15 protein-coding genes and 1 tRNA gene are annotated in these 15853 nt (G+C 75.8%); 5 read left to right on the top strand and 11 right to left on the bottom strand.

The window, feature by feature from the left end; translation table 11 throughout:
- The first annotated feature begins 103 nt into the window (after nt 1–103).
- Nucleotides 104–1219, top strand: coding sequence for an NAD(P)/FAD-dependent oxidoreductase (locus tag JKP76_RS03755; RefSeq protein WP_200489617.1), 1116 nt, complete (start codon nt 104–106; stop codon nt 1217–1219).
- Between the two features lie 76 nt (nt 1220–1295).
- Here the strand turns inward: JKP76_RS03755 and JKP76_RS03760 are convergent, their stop codons facing one another.
- The 3 genes from JKP76_RS03760 to JKP76_RS03770 form a co-directional block, all read right to left on the bottom strand.
- Complete coding sequence (locus JKP76_RS03760; protein ID WP_200489618.1) at nt 1296–1958, bottom strand: GerMN domain-containing protein; 663 nt, start codon at nt 1956–1958, stop codon at nt 1296–1298.
- Complete coding sequence (locus JKP76_RS03765) at nt 1955–3328, bottom strand: HAMP domain-containing sensor histidine kinase (protein ID WP_200489619.1); 1374 nt, start codon at nt 3326–3328, stop codon at nt 1955–1957. Before JKP76_RS03765 ends, JKP76_RS03760 begins: the two co-directional genes overlap by 4 nt.
- Before the next feature lie 76 nt (nt 3329–3404).
- Nucleotides 3405–4118 carry a response regulator transcription factor gene (locus tag JKP76_RS03770; protein WP_200489620.1) on the bottom strand — a complete coding sequence of 238 codons (714 nt, stop codon included), beginning with the start codon at nt 4116–4118 and terminating at the stop codon, nt 3405–3407.
- A 134-nt stretch (nt 4119–4252) separates the two neighbouring features.
- On the opposite strand from JKP76_RS03770, the gene JKP76_RS03775 reads away from it, so the two are divergent.
- From JKP76_RS03775 to JKP76_RS03785, 3 genes are read left to right on the top strand one after another with little or no spacing between them, the layout of a single operon-like run.
- Nucleotides 4253–4609 (top strand): STAS domain-containing protein, encoded by a 357-nt coding sequence (locus JKP76_RS03775; protein WP_200489621.1) that lies wholly within the window; start codon nt 4253–4255, stop codon nt 4607–4609.
- Nucleotides 4609–4872 carry an STAS domain-containing protein gene (locus JKP76_RS03780; protein ID WP_375335639.1) on the top strand — a complete coding sequence of 88 codons (264 nt, stop codon included), beginning with the start codon at nt 4609–4611 and terminating at the stop codon, nt 4870–4872. Before JKP76_RS03775 ends, JKP76_RS03780 begins: the two co-directional genes overlap by 1 nt.
- A 57-nt stretch (nt 4873–4929) precedes the next feature.
- A complete protein-coding gene (locus tag JKP76_RS03785) occupies nt 4930–5406 on the top strand; it encodes a hypothetical protein (protein ID WP_200489623.1) in 477 nt (158 codons plus the stop codon).
- Here JKP76_RS03785 and JKP76_RS20245 read toward each other — a convergent pair.
- From JKP76_RS20245 to JKP76_RS03810, 5 genes are all read right to left on the bottom strand, one after another.
- On the bottom strand, nt 5403–5684 hold the full coding sequence (locus JKP76_RS20245) for a hypothetical protein (protein ID WP_242471179.1): 282 nt from the start codon (nt 5682–5684) through the stop codon (nt 5403–5405). The genes JKP76_RS03785 and JKP76_RS20245 overlap by 4 nt on opposite strands.
- Nucleotides 5685–6595: 911 nt before the next feature.
- Nucleotides 6596–6682: transfer RNA gene (locus JKP76_RS03795), tRNA-Ser, on the bottom strand.
- A gap of 36 nt (nt 6683–6718) precedes the next feature.
- A complete protein-coding gene (locus JKP76_RS03800; protein ID WP_200489624.1) occupies nt 6719–7750 on the bottom strand; it encodes an LLM class F420-dependent oxidoreductase in 1032 nt (343 codons plus the stop codon).
- Nucleotides 7711–8619, bottom strand: a complete 909-nt coding sequence (locus JKP76_RS03805) for a thioesterase family protein (protein WP_200489625.1) — start codon at nt 8617–8619, stop codon at nt 7711–7713. Before JKP76_RS03805 ends, JKP76_RS03800 begins: the two co-directional genes overlap by 40 nt.
- A 102-nt stretch (nt 8620–8721) precedes the next feature.
- On the bottom strand, nt 8722–11370 hold the full coding sequence (locus tag JKP76_RS03810; RefSeq protein ID WP_200489626.1) for a bifunctional diguanylate cyclase/phosphodiesterase: 2649 nt from the start codon (nt 11368–11370) through the stop codon (nt 8722–8724).
- Nucleotides 11371–11849: 479 nt separating this feature from the next.
- On the opposite strand from JKP76_RS03810, the gene JKP76_RS20250 reads away from it, so the two are divergent.
- Nucleotides 11850–12740 (top strand): MFS transporter, encoded by an 891-nt coding sequence (locus JKP76_RS20250; protein ID WP_242471180.1) that lies wholly within the window; start codon nt 11850–11852, stop codon nt 12738–12740.
- 95 nt (nt 12741–12835) lie between these two features.
- Here the strand turns inward: JKP76_RS20250 and JKP76_RS03820 are convergent, their stop codons facing one another.
- From JKP76_RS03820 to JKP76_RS03830, 3 genes are read right to left on the bottom strand one after another with little or no spacing between them, the layout of a single operon-like run.
- Nucleotides 12836–13867 (bottom strand): ABC transporter ATP-binding protein, encoded by a 1032-nt coding sequence (locus JKP76_RS03820; RefSeq protein WP_200489627.1) that lies wholly within the window; start codon nt 13865–13867, stop codon nt 12836–12838.
- Nucleotides 13864–15003 (bottom strand): ABC transporter ATP-binding protein, encoded by a 1140-nt coding sequence (locus JKP76_RS03825; protein ID WP_200489628.1) that lies wholly within the window; start codon nt 15001–15003, stop codon nt 13864–13866. Before JKP76_RS03825 ends, JKP76_RS03820 begins: the two co-directional genes overlap by 4 nt.
- Complete coding sequence (locus tag JKP76_RS03830) at nt 15000–15788, bottom strand: ABC transporter permease (RefSeq protein ID WP_309232831.1); 789 nt, start codon at nt 15786–15788, stop codon at nt 15000–15002. The genes JKP76_RS03825 and JKP76_RS03830 overlap by 4 nt, the downstream gene beginning before the upstream one ends.
- Nucleotides 15789–15853 lie beyond the last annotated feature (65 nt).

Raw genomic sequence — 15853 nt, forward strand, 5'->3', positions numbered from 1 at the left:
GGGACTTTCGGTACAGAAAGTCCCAGGGCGGGGCGGACTTTCGGTACAGAAAGTCCGGGGGATGGGCGGGCGGTGGGGACGCCGGGTGCCTAGCGTCGCTGCCGTGGAGCACTGGGACGTCGTCGTCGTGGGGGCCGGACCGGCGGGAGCGGCGACGGCGCTGGCGGCCCGGCGAGCGGCGCCGTCGTCCCGGGTGCTGCTGCTCGACCGCGCCGACTTCCCGCGGGACAAGGTGTGCGGCGACGGCATCGCACCCGAGGCGCTCGACGTGCTGGCCGGCCTCGGCGTGGACCCCGCCGCGCTCACCGACGGCTACCCGGCCGTGCCGCGGCTGCGGCTGCGCTCCCCCGGCGGCGCGGCCGTCGAGCGGGCGCTGCACCGGCCCGCGCACGTCGTGCCGCGCGCGGTGCTGGACGCGCGGATCCTCGACGCGGCCCTCATCGGCGGCGCCGAGTTGCGGCGGCACCAGGTGCGCCGGCTGACCGCGCACCCCGACCGGGTGGAGATCGACGGCGTGCTCAGCGCGGACGTCGTCGTGGGGGCCGACGGCGCGGAGTCCGTCGTCCGCCGGGCGCTGGGCCTGGCCCCCAACGAGCCGGACCGGATGGCCGTGGCGCTGCGCGGCTACGCCCCCGAGCTCCCCGGGCAGCGCGGCGTGCAGGTCATCGCGACCACCGAGCAGCGCTGGCCGGCCTACGCGTGGTCCTTCCCGCTCGGCGACGGCCGGGCCAACGTCGGCTACGGCGAACTGGTGTCCGGCGGCGCGAGCCGCGCCGCGCTGGTCGAAGGGCTGCACCGGCTGCTGCCCGGCGTCGAGCCCGACGGGCTGCGGGCGCACCGGCTGCCGCTGTCCACCCAGCGGCCGCGGCAACCCGACGGCCGCGTGCTGCTGGCCGGCGACGCCGCCTCGCTGATCAACCCGCTCACCGGCGAGGGCATCTTCTACGCGGTCCTCTCCGGCTCGCTCGCCGGCGCGGCGGCGGTGCACGGGGCCGACGCCGGGCGAGCCCACCGGCGGGCGCTGCAGCGGCGGCTCGGCCGGCACCTGCGGCACTCGTCGGCGGCGTCCCGGCTGAGCCGCTGGCCCCGGATCATGGACGCCGCGTTCCGCGCCGCCGCGGCCGAGCAGCGGGTGTTCGACGACGTCGTCGACCTCGGGCTGGCCGACGGCCGGCTCACCCTGCCGACCCTCGCCGCCGCCGTCCGGCACCTCCGCTGACCTCCACGAGATCTGCACACTCGGGCCTTTCGGTACCGGGAGAGCCCCGAGTGTGCAGATCTCGCGGACGGGGGCGTCAGGAGGGCGGGGCGGCCGGGACCGGGGAGACCTCGGGGACGGCGGTCGGCGCGGGGACGGCCGTCGGCGAGGGCGTGGTGGCGACCGCGTAGTCCTGCGCGGTGAGCGGCCCGGCGGTCAGCGCGCCCGCCGGCAGCGGCGCCTCGATCGGCTCGCCCGCCAGCTCCAGCAGCACCGCCTCCACCCCCGGCACGCTGGTCGCGGTCAGCACGATCTGCGCGACCGCGCGGCGCCCGGCGACCACGGAGAGCGCCTGGTCCTGCACCTGCAGGTCGATGGTGGCCGTGCCGTCGTCGAAGCCGGTCACGCTCAGCCGGACCTCCGGCGGGAGCAGCGAGTACAGCTGCTCGTCCCGCTCGGCGCGGCTGGGCCCGGCGGCCAGCTGCTCCAGCAGGAACGCCAACCGCTCGCGGCGGGTCGAGCCGCTGACCTCGCGCACCCGCGGGACGACGGCGTCCTCCGCCGACACCCAGTAGACGCGGGAGGGGTCGGTGGTGGCCTCCGCGCTCGGGGTGGGCGTGGCCGTCGGGCTCGGCGAGGCCAGCCCGTAGGGGATGTCGGTGGGCTCGATCCGGTTCGGCGTGCCCCCCGTGGGCACGCCGCACCCGGCCAGGAGCACCCCGAGGACGACGGCGAGCAGCCCTGCGCGGCGGCCGGTCACGAGCCGGCCACCGGCAGGGAGAGGGTGAAGCGCGCGCCGCCGTCGGGCCCATCGGTGACCCAGGCGGCGCCGCCGTGCCGCGTCGCGGTCTCGGCCACGATCGCCAGGCCGAGCCCCGCGCCGGGCAGCGAGCGCCGGGCGGCGCCGGCCCCGCGGGCGAACCGCTCGAAGATCCGCTCGCGGTCCTCCACGGGCACGCCCGGTCCGGCGTCGTCGACGGTGAGGACGACGGCGTCGTCGCGGCGCCACACCTCCAGCCGGCAGGCACCGCCGGCGTGCCGGTCGGCGTTCTCCAGCAGGTTGCGCACGGCCCGCTCCAGGCTGGTCTTGTCGCCGAGCACCGTGGTCGCGTCGTCCGGAGCGGCCTCGAGCAGGTCCGCCGGGCGGCCGGTCACGGCCAGCACCTCCCGGGTGAGCGCGCCGAGGGACACCGGCCGGCTCGTCGCCGTCGTGGCGTCCCCGTCGATGCGGGCCAGCTGCAGCAGGTCGTCGAGCATCCGGCGGAACCGGCCGAGCTCGCCCTCCACCAGCGCGAGCGCCTGACCGGCACGCGGCGAGAGCTCCTCCCGGCAGGTGCCGAGCACCTCCACGCTGGTGACCAGGCTGGTCAGCGGGCTGCGCAGCTCGTGGCTGACGTCGCCGACGAAGCGGGCGTCGCGGTCGATCCGGGCGGCCAGCGCGTCGACCATGCTGTTGAAGCCGGCCACGATCGCGACCAGGTCGGGGTCGTCGGTCGGGGGCAGCCGGGTGGTCAGCTCGCCGCCGGCGATCCGGGTGGCCGCACCGGCGACCTGCTCCAGCGGCTGCACCGCCCGCCGGCTGGCCCACACGCCGAAGGCCGCCCCGACTGCGGTCGCCGCGGTGGCCGCCGCGGCGAGCACCGCGGAGAGCGTCGTCAGCGCCTGCCGCAGCTCGGTGAGCCGGCCGATCTCGTAGTACTCCACGCCGGCCGCGCGCAGCGGCACCCCCACCATGAGCGCCGGGCCGTCGGGGGCGTCGATCCGCACCGAGCCGGCCGCGCCGTCGGCGACGATCCGCTGCAGCTCGGCCGGGACGTCGCGGGCGCCGAGGTCCAGGCTCGAGGAGTACCAGGACTCCCCGCTGCGGACGACGACGTCGGCACCGCCGGAGGGCACCAGCTCGGTGATCAGCTCACCGACGTCGGCACCCGCGGTGGCCAGCCGGCCGTTGAGCACGTTGGCGTCGGCGAACGCCTGCCGGGTCAGCGAGCTCTCCCGCTGGTCCAGCAGGTAGCTGCGCGCGAGCAGGAAGGTGGTGCCCACGAGCACGACCGACACGAGCAGGGTCACCGCGGCGAACCCGAGGACGATGCGCGCCCGGAGCCCGAGCCCCCCGAGCGCCCGCCTCACGGTGTCCCTGCGGTGGCTCCGGCGGGCCGCTCCGCTCCTCGCTCGTTCCTCGCTGCGATGCTCACGTCCCTGTCGCTCACCGGGGATCCAGCCGGTATCCCAGCCCTCTCACGGTTACGACCAGCCGAGGAGAGCCGGGGTCGGTCTCCACCTTGGTGCGCAACCGCCGCACGTGGACGTCGACGATCCGCTCGTCGCCGAAGAAGCCGTGCTCCCACACCCGCTCCAGCAGCGCCTGCCGGCTGAACACCCGCCCCGGCGAGCCGGCCAGCTCGCACAGCAGCCGGAACTCCGTCAGCGTCAGCGGCAGCTGCTCCTCGCCCCGGTGCACGGTGCCGCGGCCCTCGTTGAGCACCAGCGGCGCGACCGGGTCGGAGTCGAGCACGACCGCCTCGGGCGGCCGCTCGGCGGCGCCGCTGCCGGCCCGGCGGCGCAGCGCCCGTAGCCGGGCGGTGATCTCCTTGACCTCGAACGGTTTCGTCACGTAGTCGTCGGCGCCGGCCTCCAGCGCGGCGACGATGTCATGGGTGTCGGCGCGGGCGCTCACCACGATGATCGGCAGGTCGTGGCCCCGCCGGACCTCGCGGATCACCGCGTAGCCGTCCATCGAGCCGAGCATCAGGTCCACGACCATGAGGTCAGGGGCGGCCACGGCGACGGCGCGCACGGCCTCCTCGCCGGACACCGCCTCGGCGACGTCGTAGCCCTCGTCCTCCAGCGCCCACCGCAGCGCGGTACGGATGGAGTCGTCGTCCTCGACGACCAGGAGACGCAGTGCCACGGCCGCCATGCTGCCACCGCGCCCGCACCGTCCGGTCCGGGAGCGGAGGACCGTCATGCGATCGCAACGGACCGTCGCAGCCGATCGCAACGTCCCGCGGCCACGCTGGTGCGCAGTGCCCGCGCCGTCGTCGAAGGAGCCGCATGACCACCACCGCCGCCATCCGCGCCGCGGCGTCCAGCCGGGTCGACGCCACCGGGGACGAGGTCACGATCCACCTCGACGACACGCTGTTCACCGACGGGCTGGCCGACGTCCGCTGGCTGCTGCACGACGCGCTGCTGGCCGGCGCCCGGCGGCTCGTGGTCGACCTGAGCGGCGTCCAGCACCTGTCCAGCACGGCGGTGGCCAGCTTCCTGTGGGCGCACCGCATCTGCCGGGCCCGTGGCGGCACCGTCGTCCTGCGCGGTGCCAACCGGCGCACGCTGGACCTGCTCCGGCGCACCGGGCTGTGGCGCGTGCTCCGGCTGGAGACCGGGCGCGGGCAGGAGGTGGCGTGATGCTCTCGGAGACCGTCGACCTGCGGATCGGGGTCATCCGCGCCTCCGGTCACCTCAGCGCGCAGGGCGCGGACCTGCTGCGCGGCACCGCCGACTCGCTGCGCGAGGGCGGGCACCGCCGCGTCGTCGTCGACCTCGCGGGGGTGCGGGGCGCCGACGACGACGGCCTGGACGTGCTGCGCAGCCTGCGGGCCAGCTTCGCCGCCGACGGCGGGGAGCTCGTGCTCCAGCACATCGGCCGGCTGGACGCCGACGCGGTCTGATCCGCGCAGCGGGCAGAATCGGCTCCCGTCACCGACGAGGACAGGGAGCCGCACGCCATGGGGTTGTTCGACCGCCGGGCCGCACCGCCGGACGACGGGACGGCGCCCGCCATCGGTGCCGCCGAGCTCGCCGACGCCACCGCGCTCATGGACCGCTGGGACGCAGCCCTCGGCAGCAGCGACGCCATCTGGGCGACCCTGGCGCAGATCGCCGACCGCGGCGCGACGCCCCCGTGGCCGTGGTGGGCCGCGGCGTCCCGGGCCGCGGCGGAGGCCGGCGACCCCGTGCTGGTGGGCCGGATCTTCCTGTTCACCCACCTCGTCGCGACCCAGCTGGCGCCCCGCATGACGCCGGAGAAGGAGCGGGAGGTGGGGCTGGGCCGCCCGGACCCGCTCTCCTACCGCGCCGTCGCCGAGCTGGCGATGCGGACGCTGCCCCAGCTCCCGCAGGAGCAGCTGCTCCACGACACCGCCACCGGCAAGGTGGACGCGGCGGCGGCGTGGACCATGGCCGCGGCGGTCGCCGCCAGCTAGCGCAGCGCCGTCACCAGGGCGCAGGCGGTCGCGCCGGCCGGCTCCACCACGAACCCGAGCTGCTCGAGCACCTCGAGGATCGCGGCGTTCATCAGCCGCTGCACGGCCTCGTCGGCGGTGGCGCCGCGCGACTGCTGCAGGCTCATCCGGTCGTGCGGGCGCCAGCTGACCAGCAGGCCGCCGGCGTCCTGGTCGGGCACCAGGCAGACGCCGCCGCCGGACTGCGTGGCCCCCGCGTCGTGCAGGGGCAGGCCCGCCTCGACCAGCGCCGCGGCCACCTCGACGACGAGCGTGGTGAGCGGGTCGGTGTCGGTGAGCAGGTCGTCCCACTCGGCGGGCAGCCGGTCCAGGTGCCGGCCCAGCTCGCCCAGCCAGGCGCGCTCCTCCGGCGAGGGCTTGGGCTTGACGGTGCCGTCGGTGCGGCGGGTGCCGAAGACGGGCGACGGCGGAGAGCCCGCCGGCGAACGCGGCCCAGTCGGCGTCGACCCGGTCGCCGAACGGCCCGGCCACCACCTGCGCCGCCTCGCCGATCAGCCACCAGGCGGGCCCGCCCTCGGCGACGGCGGCCGGCGCGGTGCGGACGGCGACGCTGCCCGACGACGCCCCGGCGGGCACCGCGGCCGCGGCCTCGCCGGACCGGGCGGGGGCACGACGGCCCGCGGGGTGGTTCGCCGAGCGCGGCGTGGCGGCCCGCGCGGGCTGCTGCGCGCCGTTGCGCTCGAACTCGTACCGAGCCGTGGAGCTGGCCCCGAGGGCCACCACCAGTCCGGTGAACACCAGGAAGCCCAGCACCACAACTGCCGGCCACACCAGCGTCGCGCCCATGGTCACGCGGGTACTCCTCAGCGCCAATGCCGCGGCGGGGAAGTGCCGCGGACAGGGCAGACGCTAGGGCTCTCCGGTCTCCCCATCGGCGGTCCTCGGCACGCATGTGACCGCCCCCGTCACCGGATCGTTGCGGGAGACCCCGGGAGGGGGTGGTGACCCCTCCTCCGGTCCGGCGTCTTGTCGACAAACACCCCCGTGACCAGCGTGAAAAGCCTGGTGGAGGGCGTCGGTCACCCCGGACGACGTCCCGCGCGTGGCGTGTCGGAGATCTCGCCGGCGACCGGGCGCGTGGATGCGTCATGCGTACGACGGGAACGGCGCATCAGCGCGCCAGGTCGACGCCAGGTCGACGACGGGCGAGCGGAGGGCGTGGGATTCGAACCCACGATGGGTGTTACCCCATAGCGGTTTTCAAGACCGCCGCCATCGGCCACTAGGCGAGCCCTCCTGGCCCCCGCACTCTAGGCGGGGGCGCCGGACCGGCTCAGGACGCCCAGGCCTTGACCTTCTCCAGGGTGCCGACGACGTCGTCCCCGGCGACGCTCACGTTGAGCACGGTCACGCCGGCGTCCCGGTAGGCCTCGATCCGCTCCCGCACGAAGCTCTCCGGCCCGATCAGCGAGGTGGCGTCGAGGAATGCCTGCGGCACCGCGGCGGCGGCCTCCTCCTTGCGGCCGGAGAGGTAGAGCTCCTGGATGAGCTCGGCCTCGGCCTCGAAGCCGTAGCGGCGGAAGAGCTGGTTGTAGAAGTTGCGGCTCCTGGCGCCCATGCCGCCGACGTAGAGCGCGATGCCGGGCCGGGCGTTGTCGCGCAGGTGCTCGAGCCCCTCGCCGATGGCCACGGCGCCGCCGGCGACGACCTCCAGCGGGTCCAGCTCGGCCGGCCGGGCGGCCCGGCCCGCCGCGAGCGACTCGCCCCACACCTCGGCCGCCCGCTCCGGCCAGAACAGCGTCGGCATCCAGCCGTCGGCGAGCTCGGCGGTCAGCTCGACGTTCTTGGGGCCGAGGGAGGCCAGGTAGATCGGGATGCGGTCGCGCACCGGGTGGGTGATCAGCTTGAGCGGCTTGCCCAGGCCCGTGCCCTGCCCCTCGGCCAGCGGCAGCGTGTAGTAGCGGCCCTCGTGCTCGACCGGCTCGCGCCGCCAGACCGTGCGGCAGATCTCGATGACCTCGCGGGTGCGGCCGAGCGGCGCGTCGTAGGGGACCCCGTGGAAGCCCTCGATCACCTGCGGCCCGGAGGCGCCCAGCCCGAGGATGGCGCGGCCGCCGCTGAGCAGGTCCACCCCGGCGGCGGTCATGGCCAGCAGGCTCGGGGTGCGGGTGTAGATGGGGAGGATCGAGGAGCCGATCTGCACGCGCTCGGTGATGGCGGCCAGGTAGCCCATCAGCGAGACGGCGTCGACCCCGTAGGCCTCGGCGACCCAGACGATGTCGATGCCCGCCGACTCGAGCGTGGCGACCCGCTCGGCCGCCTCCTTCATCCCGTTGGCGTAACCGACGCCGGTGGCGATGCGCATGGACCCGTCCCCTTACATCTCTTTGACCGACAACGGCGCGCCGCTGGGACCCCGGACCAGCACGCTCTGCGCGCTGAAGCCGAGCGGTCCGGCGGTGCGTCGTACAGGTGGGCGCCGCTGGTGCCGGCGCCGGTGGAACCGGTGTGGGCGGTCGTCCGGAGCCCCACCCAGCCGCCCGACAAGGGGCGGAAGGCGTTGATCGTGGTGTCGGCGTTGATGGCGTGCACGGCCCGCCCGGGTCGCCGGTCGTCGCCCCGCGCACCGCGCAGCAGGTGCGGCACGGCGTAGGTCCAGTCGGCGACGGCGGCGACCGCGACGGTGCCCGTGTTCTCCTCGCCCTCGACGAGCGGCACGGCCAGGCGGAACCACACGACCTCGGCGTCGACGTCCACGTGCACGTCGATGGCGTGGTGGAAGGCCGGCTCCTCGGATCCCGGCCGGGCGGCGAAGGGCGACACCCCCGCGGGGCCGTCCGCGGGCGGCGGCGGCGGGGGCGGCGCGTCGTCGGGCTCGTCGACGACGAGGTCGGCCACCCGCATCCGCAGCGCGCTGCCCCGGACGCACAGCTCGTCGTCGGCGTACATGGCGACGTCGACGAAGTCGATGCTCTTCCCGGACCGGACCGTCGTCGTCTCGACCCGCAGCGGCGCCATCGGCGCGGCCCGCATCATGTCGACGGTCAGCCGGACGACCTGCCGCTCCACCTCGCTCGGGTGGCGCTCCGCGGCGCGGGCGATCGGGGCCAGCATGGCGCTGCCGTGGAGGGTGCCGTGGTACCAGGGCCCGCGCGTGAGCGGCCCGGGGACGAGCAGGTCGCCGTCCTGCCGGAACAGCGCGCCCTCGCGCTGCGGCGTCCAGCTACCCGTCACGTCGCGGCTCCTCAGCAGGTCACGGACGACCGCCGGGGCCGCTCCCTGCCGTGGAGTGTGCCAAAGCACATCCCGGCGCCGGCCCGGAGGCCACCGACCAGCTCAGGACGACGGGACCAGCGCCTCCCGCCACGCGTCGCGAGCAGCGGCGGCGGGCAGCGGGCGGGACAGCAGGTACCCCTGGGCGAAGTCGCACCGCTGGTCGCGCAGCCAGGCCAGCTGGGCCTCCTCCTCGACGCCCTCCGCGACGACGCTCAGCCTGAAGGTGTGCGCGGCGCGGATCATCAGCTCGACCAGCTCGGCGTGGCCGGAGTCGGCCGACGCGACGAAGCTGCGGTCGATCTTCAGCGTGTCGACGGGCATCCCGGCCAGCTGGCCGATCGAGGTGTAGCCGGTGCCGAAGTCGTCGATCGCGACGGAGACGCCCAGGTCACGCAGGGCGACCAGGTGGCCGAAGGCGGCCGGGTCGTTGACCAGCACGGTCTCGGTGACCTCGACGACGAGCAGCTCCGGCGGCAGCCCCGAGGCCGCCAGCGCGTCGACGACGTCCTGGACGACCCGGGAGTCGGAGAGGTGCCGGCCGGAGACGTTGACCGCGACGGTGAGCAGCTCGGCGGCCGGGTGCTCGGCGCGCCAGGCGGCCACCTGCCGGGTCGCCTCGTGCAGCACCCAGCGGTCCAGGTCGCAGATGAGCTTGCTGGTCTCGGCCACCGGGATGAAGTCGTTGGGCGGCACCATGCCGACACCGGGCCGGTTCCAGCGCAGCAGCGCCTCGTAGCCCTCGAGCCGGCCCGACGCCAGGCCGACCACCGGCTGGTAGTGGACCTCGAGCTCCCCGGCGGCCAGCCCGGCGGTGAGCGCCGTCTCCAACTCGGACTGCGCGGCCAGCTGCGCCCGCAGCGACTCGTCGAACAGCTCGGCCCGCCCGCGGCCACGCGCCTTCGCGCGGTAGGCGGCGGCGTCGGCCTCGGCGAAGAGCACGTCGGCGTCGACGGAGGCGTCCTGGGCGACGGCGATGCCCACGCTGGCGCCGATCCGCAGCTCCTGGCCGCCCTCGACGGCCGGGTGGCTGACGGTGTCGATGAGCCGGCGGGCGAGCTCCAGGAGCTCGCGCTCGCCGGTCACCTGCTCGACGAGGACGACGAACTCGTCGCCCCCCAGCCGGCAGACGACGTCCCCGGGCCGCAGCGCGACGCGCAGCCGGTCGGCGACGATGCGCAGCAGGGCGTCGCCGGTGGCGTGGCCGAAGCGGTCGTTGACCCCCTTGAAGCCGTCGAGGTCGACGAAGAGCAGCCCGGTCATCGTGCCGGCGCGCCGGCCGCGGTGCAGCGCGGCGGCGGTGAGCGTGCGGGCCTGGATGCGGTTGGGCAGATCGGTGAGGGGGTCGTGCGCGGCCTGGTGGGCCAGCGCGGTCTGCAGCGACTCGCGCTCGCGGACCGAGGCCACCAGCTTCTCGACCGAGGCGTGCAGCAGCTCGCCGAGCGGGCCGGGCAGCGCGTCGGCCAGCACCGGGTCGGCGAGGTCGCCGCGGGTGACGGCGGCGGCCTGCGCCTGGATGCGGCTGAGCCCGGCGACCGTGGTCGCGAGCGCCGCCGACACCGTGCGCGCCTCCCGCGGGCCGCGGTCGGAGATCTCGACCAGCTGGCCGTGGCTGATCTTCTCCGCCTGGTGGGCCAGTGCGCCGAGGGCGCGGGAGACGATCCGCCCGACGACGACGGCGCCGGCCAGCGAGGCGACGACGAGCACCAGCCCGACGCTCAGCAGCAGGTCGCGCCGGTCGTTGGCCGCGCGGTGGTCGGCGACCGCGAGCGACTGGGCCTCCGCGGCCGCGTCGGCGAGGAGGTCGCTGAGCCGCGCGTCGCGGGCCGTCGCCTGGTCCACGAGGGAGATCAGCTGGGGCACCGACAGGATCGCGGCCTCGCCGGCGGCGTGCGCGGCGAGCAGTTGGTCGATGACGGCCACCTCCGGGGAGGAGGCCAGCGCCCGCCAGCTCCGCTCCAGCCGGTCCTGCGAGAGCTTGGCCATGTTGTCGCGGGCGGCGGTGTAGAGCGCCCAGTCCGCCCGCCAGGCCTCCCGGTCGTCCATCGCCACCCCGACCAGCTGCGTCCCGATGAACTCGGGCACCAGCCGGCCGGCGATGGTGGCGGCGTCGGCGACGAGCTGGACGTCGCGCACGGCGTCCGTCGTCGCCACCGGCGCCAGCTCGGCGCGGGCCGCGCGGGCGGCCCTCGCCTGCGCGCCGGCCAGGTCGTCGGCGAGCTCGAGGAAGTCGTCGTAGATCGACTCCGGGTCGGCCCCGGGCGCGTCCGCCGCGGCGCGCACCCAGCCGATCCGCCGGATGGCGGCGGCGGTCTCGGCCGCGGCGAGCGAGCTCTCCGGGATGGCGGCGAGCGCCTCGTTGGTGGCGGCCCGGGTGTCCTGCAGCAGCTGCCTGGCCGGCTCGCGCAGGTCGACGACGATGTCGCTGTCCTCGCCCAGCAGCGCCGAGGCGCTGTTGGGGGTGCCGACGATGACCTGGGTGAGCGTCGGGATGATCTCGCGGATGATGGCGCTGCGCGCGCTGTGCAGCCCGCCCAGCGCGGCGATCGCGGACTCCGATCGCGCCGCGCTGGCGGCCTCGGTGACGGCGACGCGCACGATGGCGCCGGTCAGGGCGAGCACGCCCACCAGCGGGACGAGCACCAGCGCGGTCAGGTACACCCACAGGGGCGTCCCGCGACGGCGTCGTGCCGCCCGTTCCTGGATCCGCATGCCCCTGCTGTCGGCGTGCCCGGCGCTCCTCTTGAGCGGACCCCCTCGCGGGGGTCGGGTTCCGGCCGTCCGGAGCCGCCCGCCGCGGGCGGGCGGGGCGCGCCGACAATGGCCGGGTCGCGCGCCGCGCGGCGAGGACGGAGGGCACGTGTCGCAACAGGCCCCGGCGGACGCCGGCCGGGTGGGGACGGCGCGCTGGTGGTGGTTCGCCGCACCGGCCGTCGCGTTGGTGCTGGTCGCGCTGTGCCTGCGGGCGCCGTTCGCCGCCGTCGGACCGCTGCTCGGGGAGCTGGGCGACGAGCTCGGGCTCTCCACCGGCGCCCTCGCCGTCGTCACCGCCCTGCCGCTGGTGTGCTTCGGGCTGGTGTCCTCCTTCGCCCCGTCGCTGGCCGCCCGGCTGGGGGTCCACGGCGCCGTCCTGACCGGGGTCGCGCTGATCGCGGCCGGCGTGCTGCTGCGGATCGCCGGCGCGCCGGGGGTTGTTCGCCGGCACCGTCCTGCTCAGCGGCGGCATCGCGGTGGGCAACGTGCTGCTGCCGGCGGTGGCCCGGGCGGAGTACGGGGCCCGCGCCGCCGTCGTCCTCGGGGTGATCACCGCGGCGATGTCCGGCTCGGCGAGCATCGGGGCGGGCCTGGCCCGGCCGATGTCCTCGGCCGCCGGCAGCGCCTCGGCCGGGCTGCTGCTGTGGGGCGCGCTGGTGCTGGTCGCGCTGCTGGCGATGGCCGCGCTGACCCGCGCCCGCCGCGGCGCACCCCGGCCCGAGGCGGCGCCCCGTGGCGCCCGCACCGCGATCCTGCGCGACCCGGTGGCGCTGGCCGTCACGCTGTTCTTCGGCTTCCAGTCGCTGTCGTTCTACTCGATGCTCACCTGGCTGGCCGACGTCCTGGAGTCCGGGTCCGGGGTCTCGCCCGTGGCCGCCGGCGGGCTGCTCGCCGTCGCCACCGGGCTGGCCGTGCCGCTGGCGCTGGTCGTGCCGGGGCTGGCCGGCCGGCGCCCCGGGCAGCAGCCCTGGGTCCTGGTGGGCACGGTGCCCGTGCTGGCCGCCATAGCCGGCCTGCTCCTCGCCCCTGAGGCCGCGCCCCTGCTGTGGGCGGTGCTCTACGGGTTCGGCAGCGGCGTCTCGTTCCCGCTGTCGATGATGCTGATCGTCGCCCGCAGCCGCGACGTCGCCCAGACCGGCCGGCTCTCGGCGACCGCGCAGAGCGTCGGCTACCTGCTCGCCGCGACCGGCCCGCTCGGCGTCGGCCTGCTGCACGACGCCACCGGTGCCTGGGCCCCCGGCCTGGCGCTGATGTTCGGCGCCGTCGTCCTGCAGCTGCTCTCCGGCCTCGCCGCCGCCCGCCCCCGCTTCCTCTCCCCCGCCGTCTGAGCGCTCCCCGCTGGGATCAGGTCACCTGATCGTCGAGCGTCCTCCCTCGTGGTGCGCGGTGAGGGAGGACGCTGCGCGGTGAGGGAGGACGGCGGTCAGGGGGTGGCGGTGATGCCCTCGGGGGCGTCGGTCGCCGGGGTGCCGACGATGCCGTGCAGGTGGCACGCCGCCTGCTGCCCGGGGGCGCCGACCGGCTGCAGCGCGGGGTCGACGTCGTCGCACGGCTCGAAGACGTGCGGGCAGCGCGTGCGGAACCGGCACCCGCTGGGGACGGCGGCCGGCGAGGGGACGTCGCCGCTGAGCACGATCCGCTTCCGCTCCCGCTCGAGCGCCGGGTGCGGCAGCGGCACCGCCGAGAGCAGAGCCTGTGTGTATGGCATCTGCGGATCGGTGCCGACCGCCTCCGCCGGGCCGATCTCCACGATCCGCCCCAGGTACATGACCGCGATCCGGTCGGAGATGTGCCGGACCGCGGAGAGGTCGTGCGAGATGAACAGCAGCGTGAGCCCCAGCTGGCGCTGCAGCCGGCGCAGCAGGTTGAGCACCTGCGCCTGCACGCTGACGTCGAGGGAGGCGATCGCCTCGTCGCACACCAGGAAGTCCGGCTCCCCGGCCAGCGCCCGCGCGATGCCGACCCGCTGCCGCTGGCCGCCGGAGAACTCGTGCGGGTAGCGGCCGGCCACGCCCGGGTCGAGGCCGACCAGCTCGAGCAGCTCGGCCACCCGGGCCGCCTTGTCGCGGCCCTTCCGCAGCCCGTGCACCTCCAGCGGCTCGCCGACCGTCTGGGCGACGGTGCGCCGCGGGTCCAGCGACGCGAACGGGTCCTGGAAGACCATGCCGGCGCGGCGGCGCAGCTCCTTGAGCCGGCGGCCCTCCAGCCCGGTGAGGTCGGCGCCGTCGAAGGTCAGCGTGCCGCCGGTCGTCGGCACCAGCCGCAGCAGCGCGTTGCCCAGCGTCGACTTCCCGCAGCCGGACTCCCCCACCAGGCCCAGCGTCTCGCCGCGGCGGATGTCCAGGTCGACGCCGTCGACGGCGCGCAGCACGCCGGCCGCCTTCTTGCGGTAGCTGCCGCCGATCGGGAAGTGCACCTCCAGCCCGCGGGCGGAGACCAGCACGTCGTCGCTCATCGGGCCCCTCCCCCCGCACGTCCGGGACTTTCGGTACCGAAAGTCCCAGCACCGGACGGACTTTCGGTACCGAAAGTCCCAGCACCGGACGGACTTTCGGTACCGAAAGTCCCGGCACCGGGCGCCTCGGCGCACCAGGTGGCGGCGCGGTGCGGCAGATCCAGGCGGGCACGGCCATCGTCGGCCCGGGTGATCTGGACCAGCGGCGGCTGCTCGGTCTCGCAGCGCGCGTCGCCGCGCACCGGGCAGCGCGGCCAGAACACGCAGCCGGCCGGCAGGTCGGTCGGGGCGGGCGGCGTGCCGGGCACCGTGGCCAGGTCGGGGACGACGCCGTCGACGGCGGGCTGCGCGAGGTCGGGCAGCGCACCGAGCAGCCCGCGGGTGTACGGGTGCCGCGGGTTCTCCAGCACGTCGTCGACCGTGCCGTCCTCGACGCACCGGCCGCCGTACATGACCAGCACGCGGTCGGCGATGCCCGCGACGACGCCCAGGTCGTGGGTGATCCAGACGACGCCGGTGCCGCGCTCGGCCTGCAGCTTCTCGACCAGGTCGATGATCTGCGCCTGCACGGTGACGTCGAGCGCCGTCGTCGCCTCGTCCGCGATCAGCAGCGCCGGGGAGTTGCACAGCGCGATCGCGATGACCACCCGCTGCCGCATGCCGCCGGAGAGCTCGTGCGGGTAGCGGTCCAGCGTGCCCACGGGATCGGGCAGCCCGACCTCCGCCAGCAGCTCACCGGCCCGCCGGCGGGCGGCGGCCTTGTCCACGTCCTGGTGCGCGCGGATCCCCTCGACCAGCTGCCGGCCGATCGTGAGCACCGGGTTGAGCGAGGTCATCGGGTCCTGGAACACCATGCCGGCGCCGGGGCCGCGGACCTGCCGCAGCCGCTCGGGCTTCATGGTGAGCAGGTCCTCGCCCTGCAGCACCGCCCGCCCGGTGACCGTCGCGATGCCGCGGGGCAGCAGGCCGAGCAGCGCGAGCACCGAGACGCTCTTGCCGCTGCCGGACTCGCCCACCACGGCGACGGTCTCGCCCGGGGCGACGGTGTAGGACAACCCGTTGACGACGTCGGCCCGCCCGCGCGGGGTGCGCAGCCGCACCCGCAGGTCCTCGACCTCCAGCACCGGCTCGGTCATCGCCCACCACCGGCCATGAGCGTCCGCTGCCGCGGGTCCAGCACGTCGCGCAGCCCGTCGCCGAGCAGGTTGAAGCAGAGCACGGTCAGGAAGATCGCCATCCCCGGGAAGAACGCCAGCCACCAGGCGTCCTGGATGAAGCCGCGGCCCTCGGCGAGCATCCGGCCCCACGACGGCGCCGGCGGCTGGGTGCCCAGGCCGAGGAAGGACAGCGCCGCCTCGGCCAGCACCGCGAACGCCAGGCTGATCGAGGTCTGCACGATGATCGGCGGCGCGGCGTTGGGCAGCACGTGCCGGGTGAGCAGCCGGAGGTCCGAGGCCCCCACGGAGCGGGACGCCCGCACGTAGACCTCCTCGCGTACGCCGAGCACGCTGGCCCGGGTGACCCGCGCGAACACCGGGATGTAGACGACGCCGATGGCCAGCGCCGTATTGCCGGAGCCGGGCCCCCGCACCGCCAGGACGGCGATGGCGAGCAGCACCGCCGGGAAGGCGAACAGCATGTCCATGAACCGCATGAGGACGTCGTCGACCCAGCGGCCGTAGAACCCGGCGAGCAGCCCCACCACGGTGCCGATCACCAGCGCGATGCCGACGGCGAGGAACCCGACGCGCAGCGACACCCCGGTGCCGAGGACCACCCGGCTGAAGATGTCGCGGCCGAGGTCGTCGGTGCCGAACAGGTGCTCCCAGCTCGGCGGCTGCAGCCGGTCGGGGATCGAGGTCTCGTTGGGGCCCTGCGGGGCGATGGTCTCGTCGAACACGGCCACCAGCACGAGGCCCACCAGCAGGACGGCGGAGACCGCCGCCGTCGGGTTGCGGGCCAGCAGACCCAGCGTCTCCGCGCCAG

This window comes from Blastococcus sp. TML/C7B, from assembly GCF_016612845.1.
Classification (GTDB): Bacteria; Actinomycetota; Actinomycetes; order Mycobacteriales; family Geodermatophilaceae; genus Blastococcus.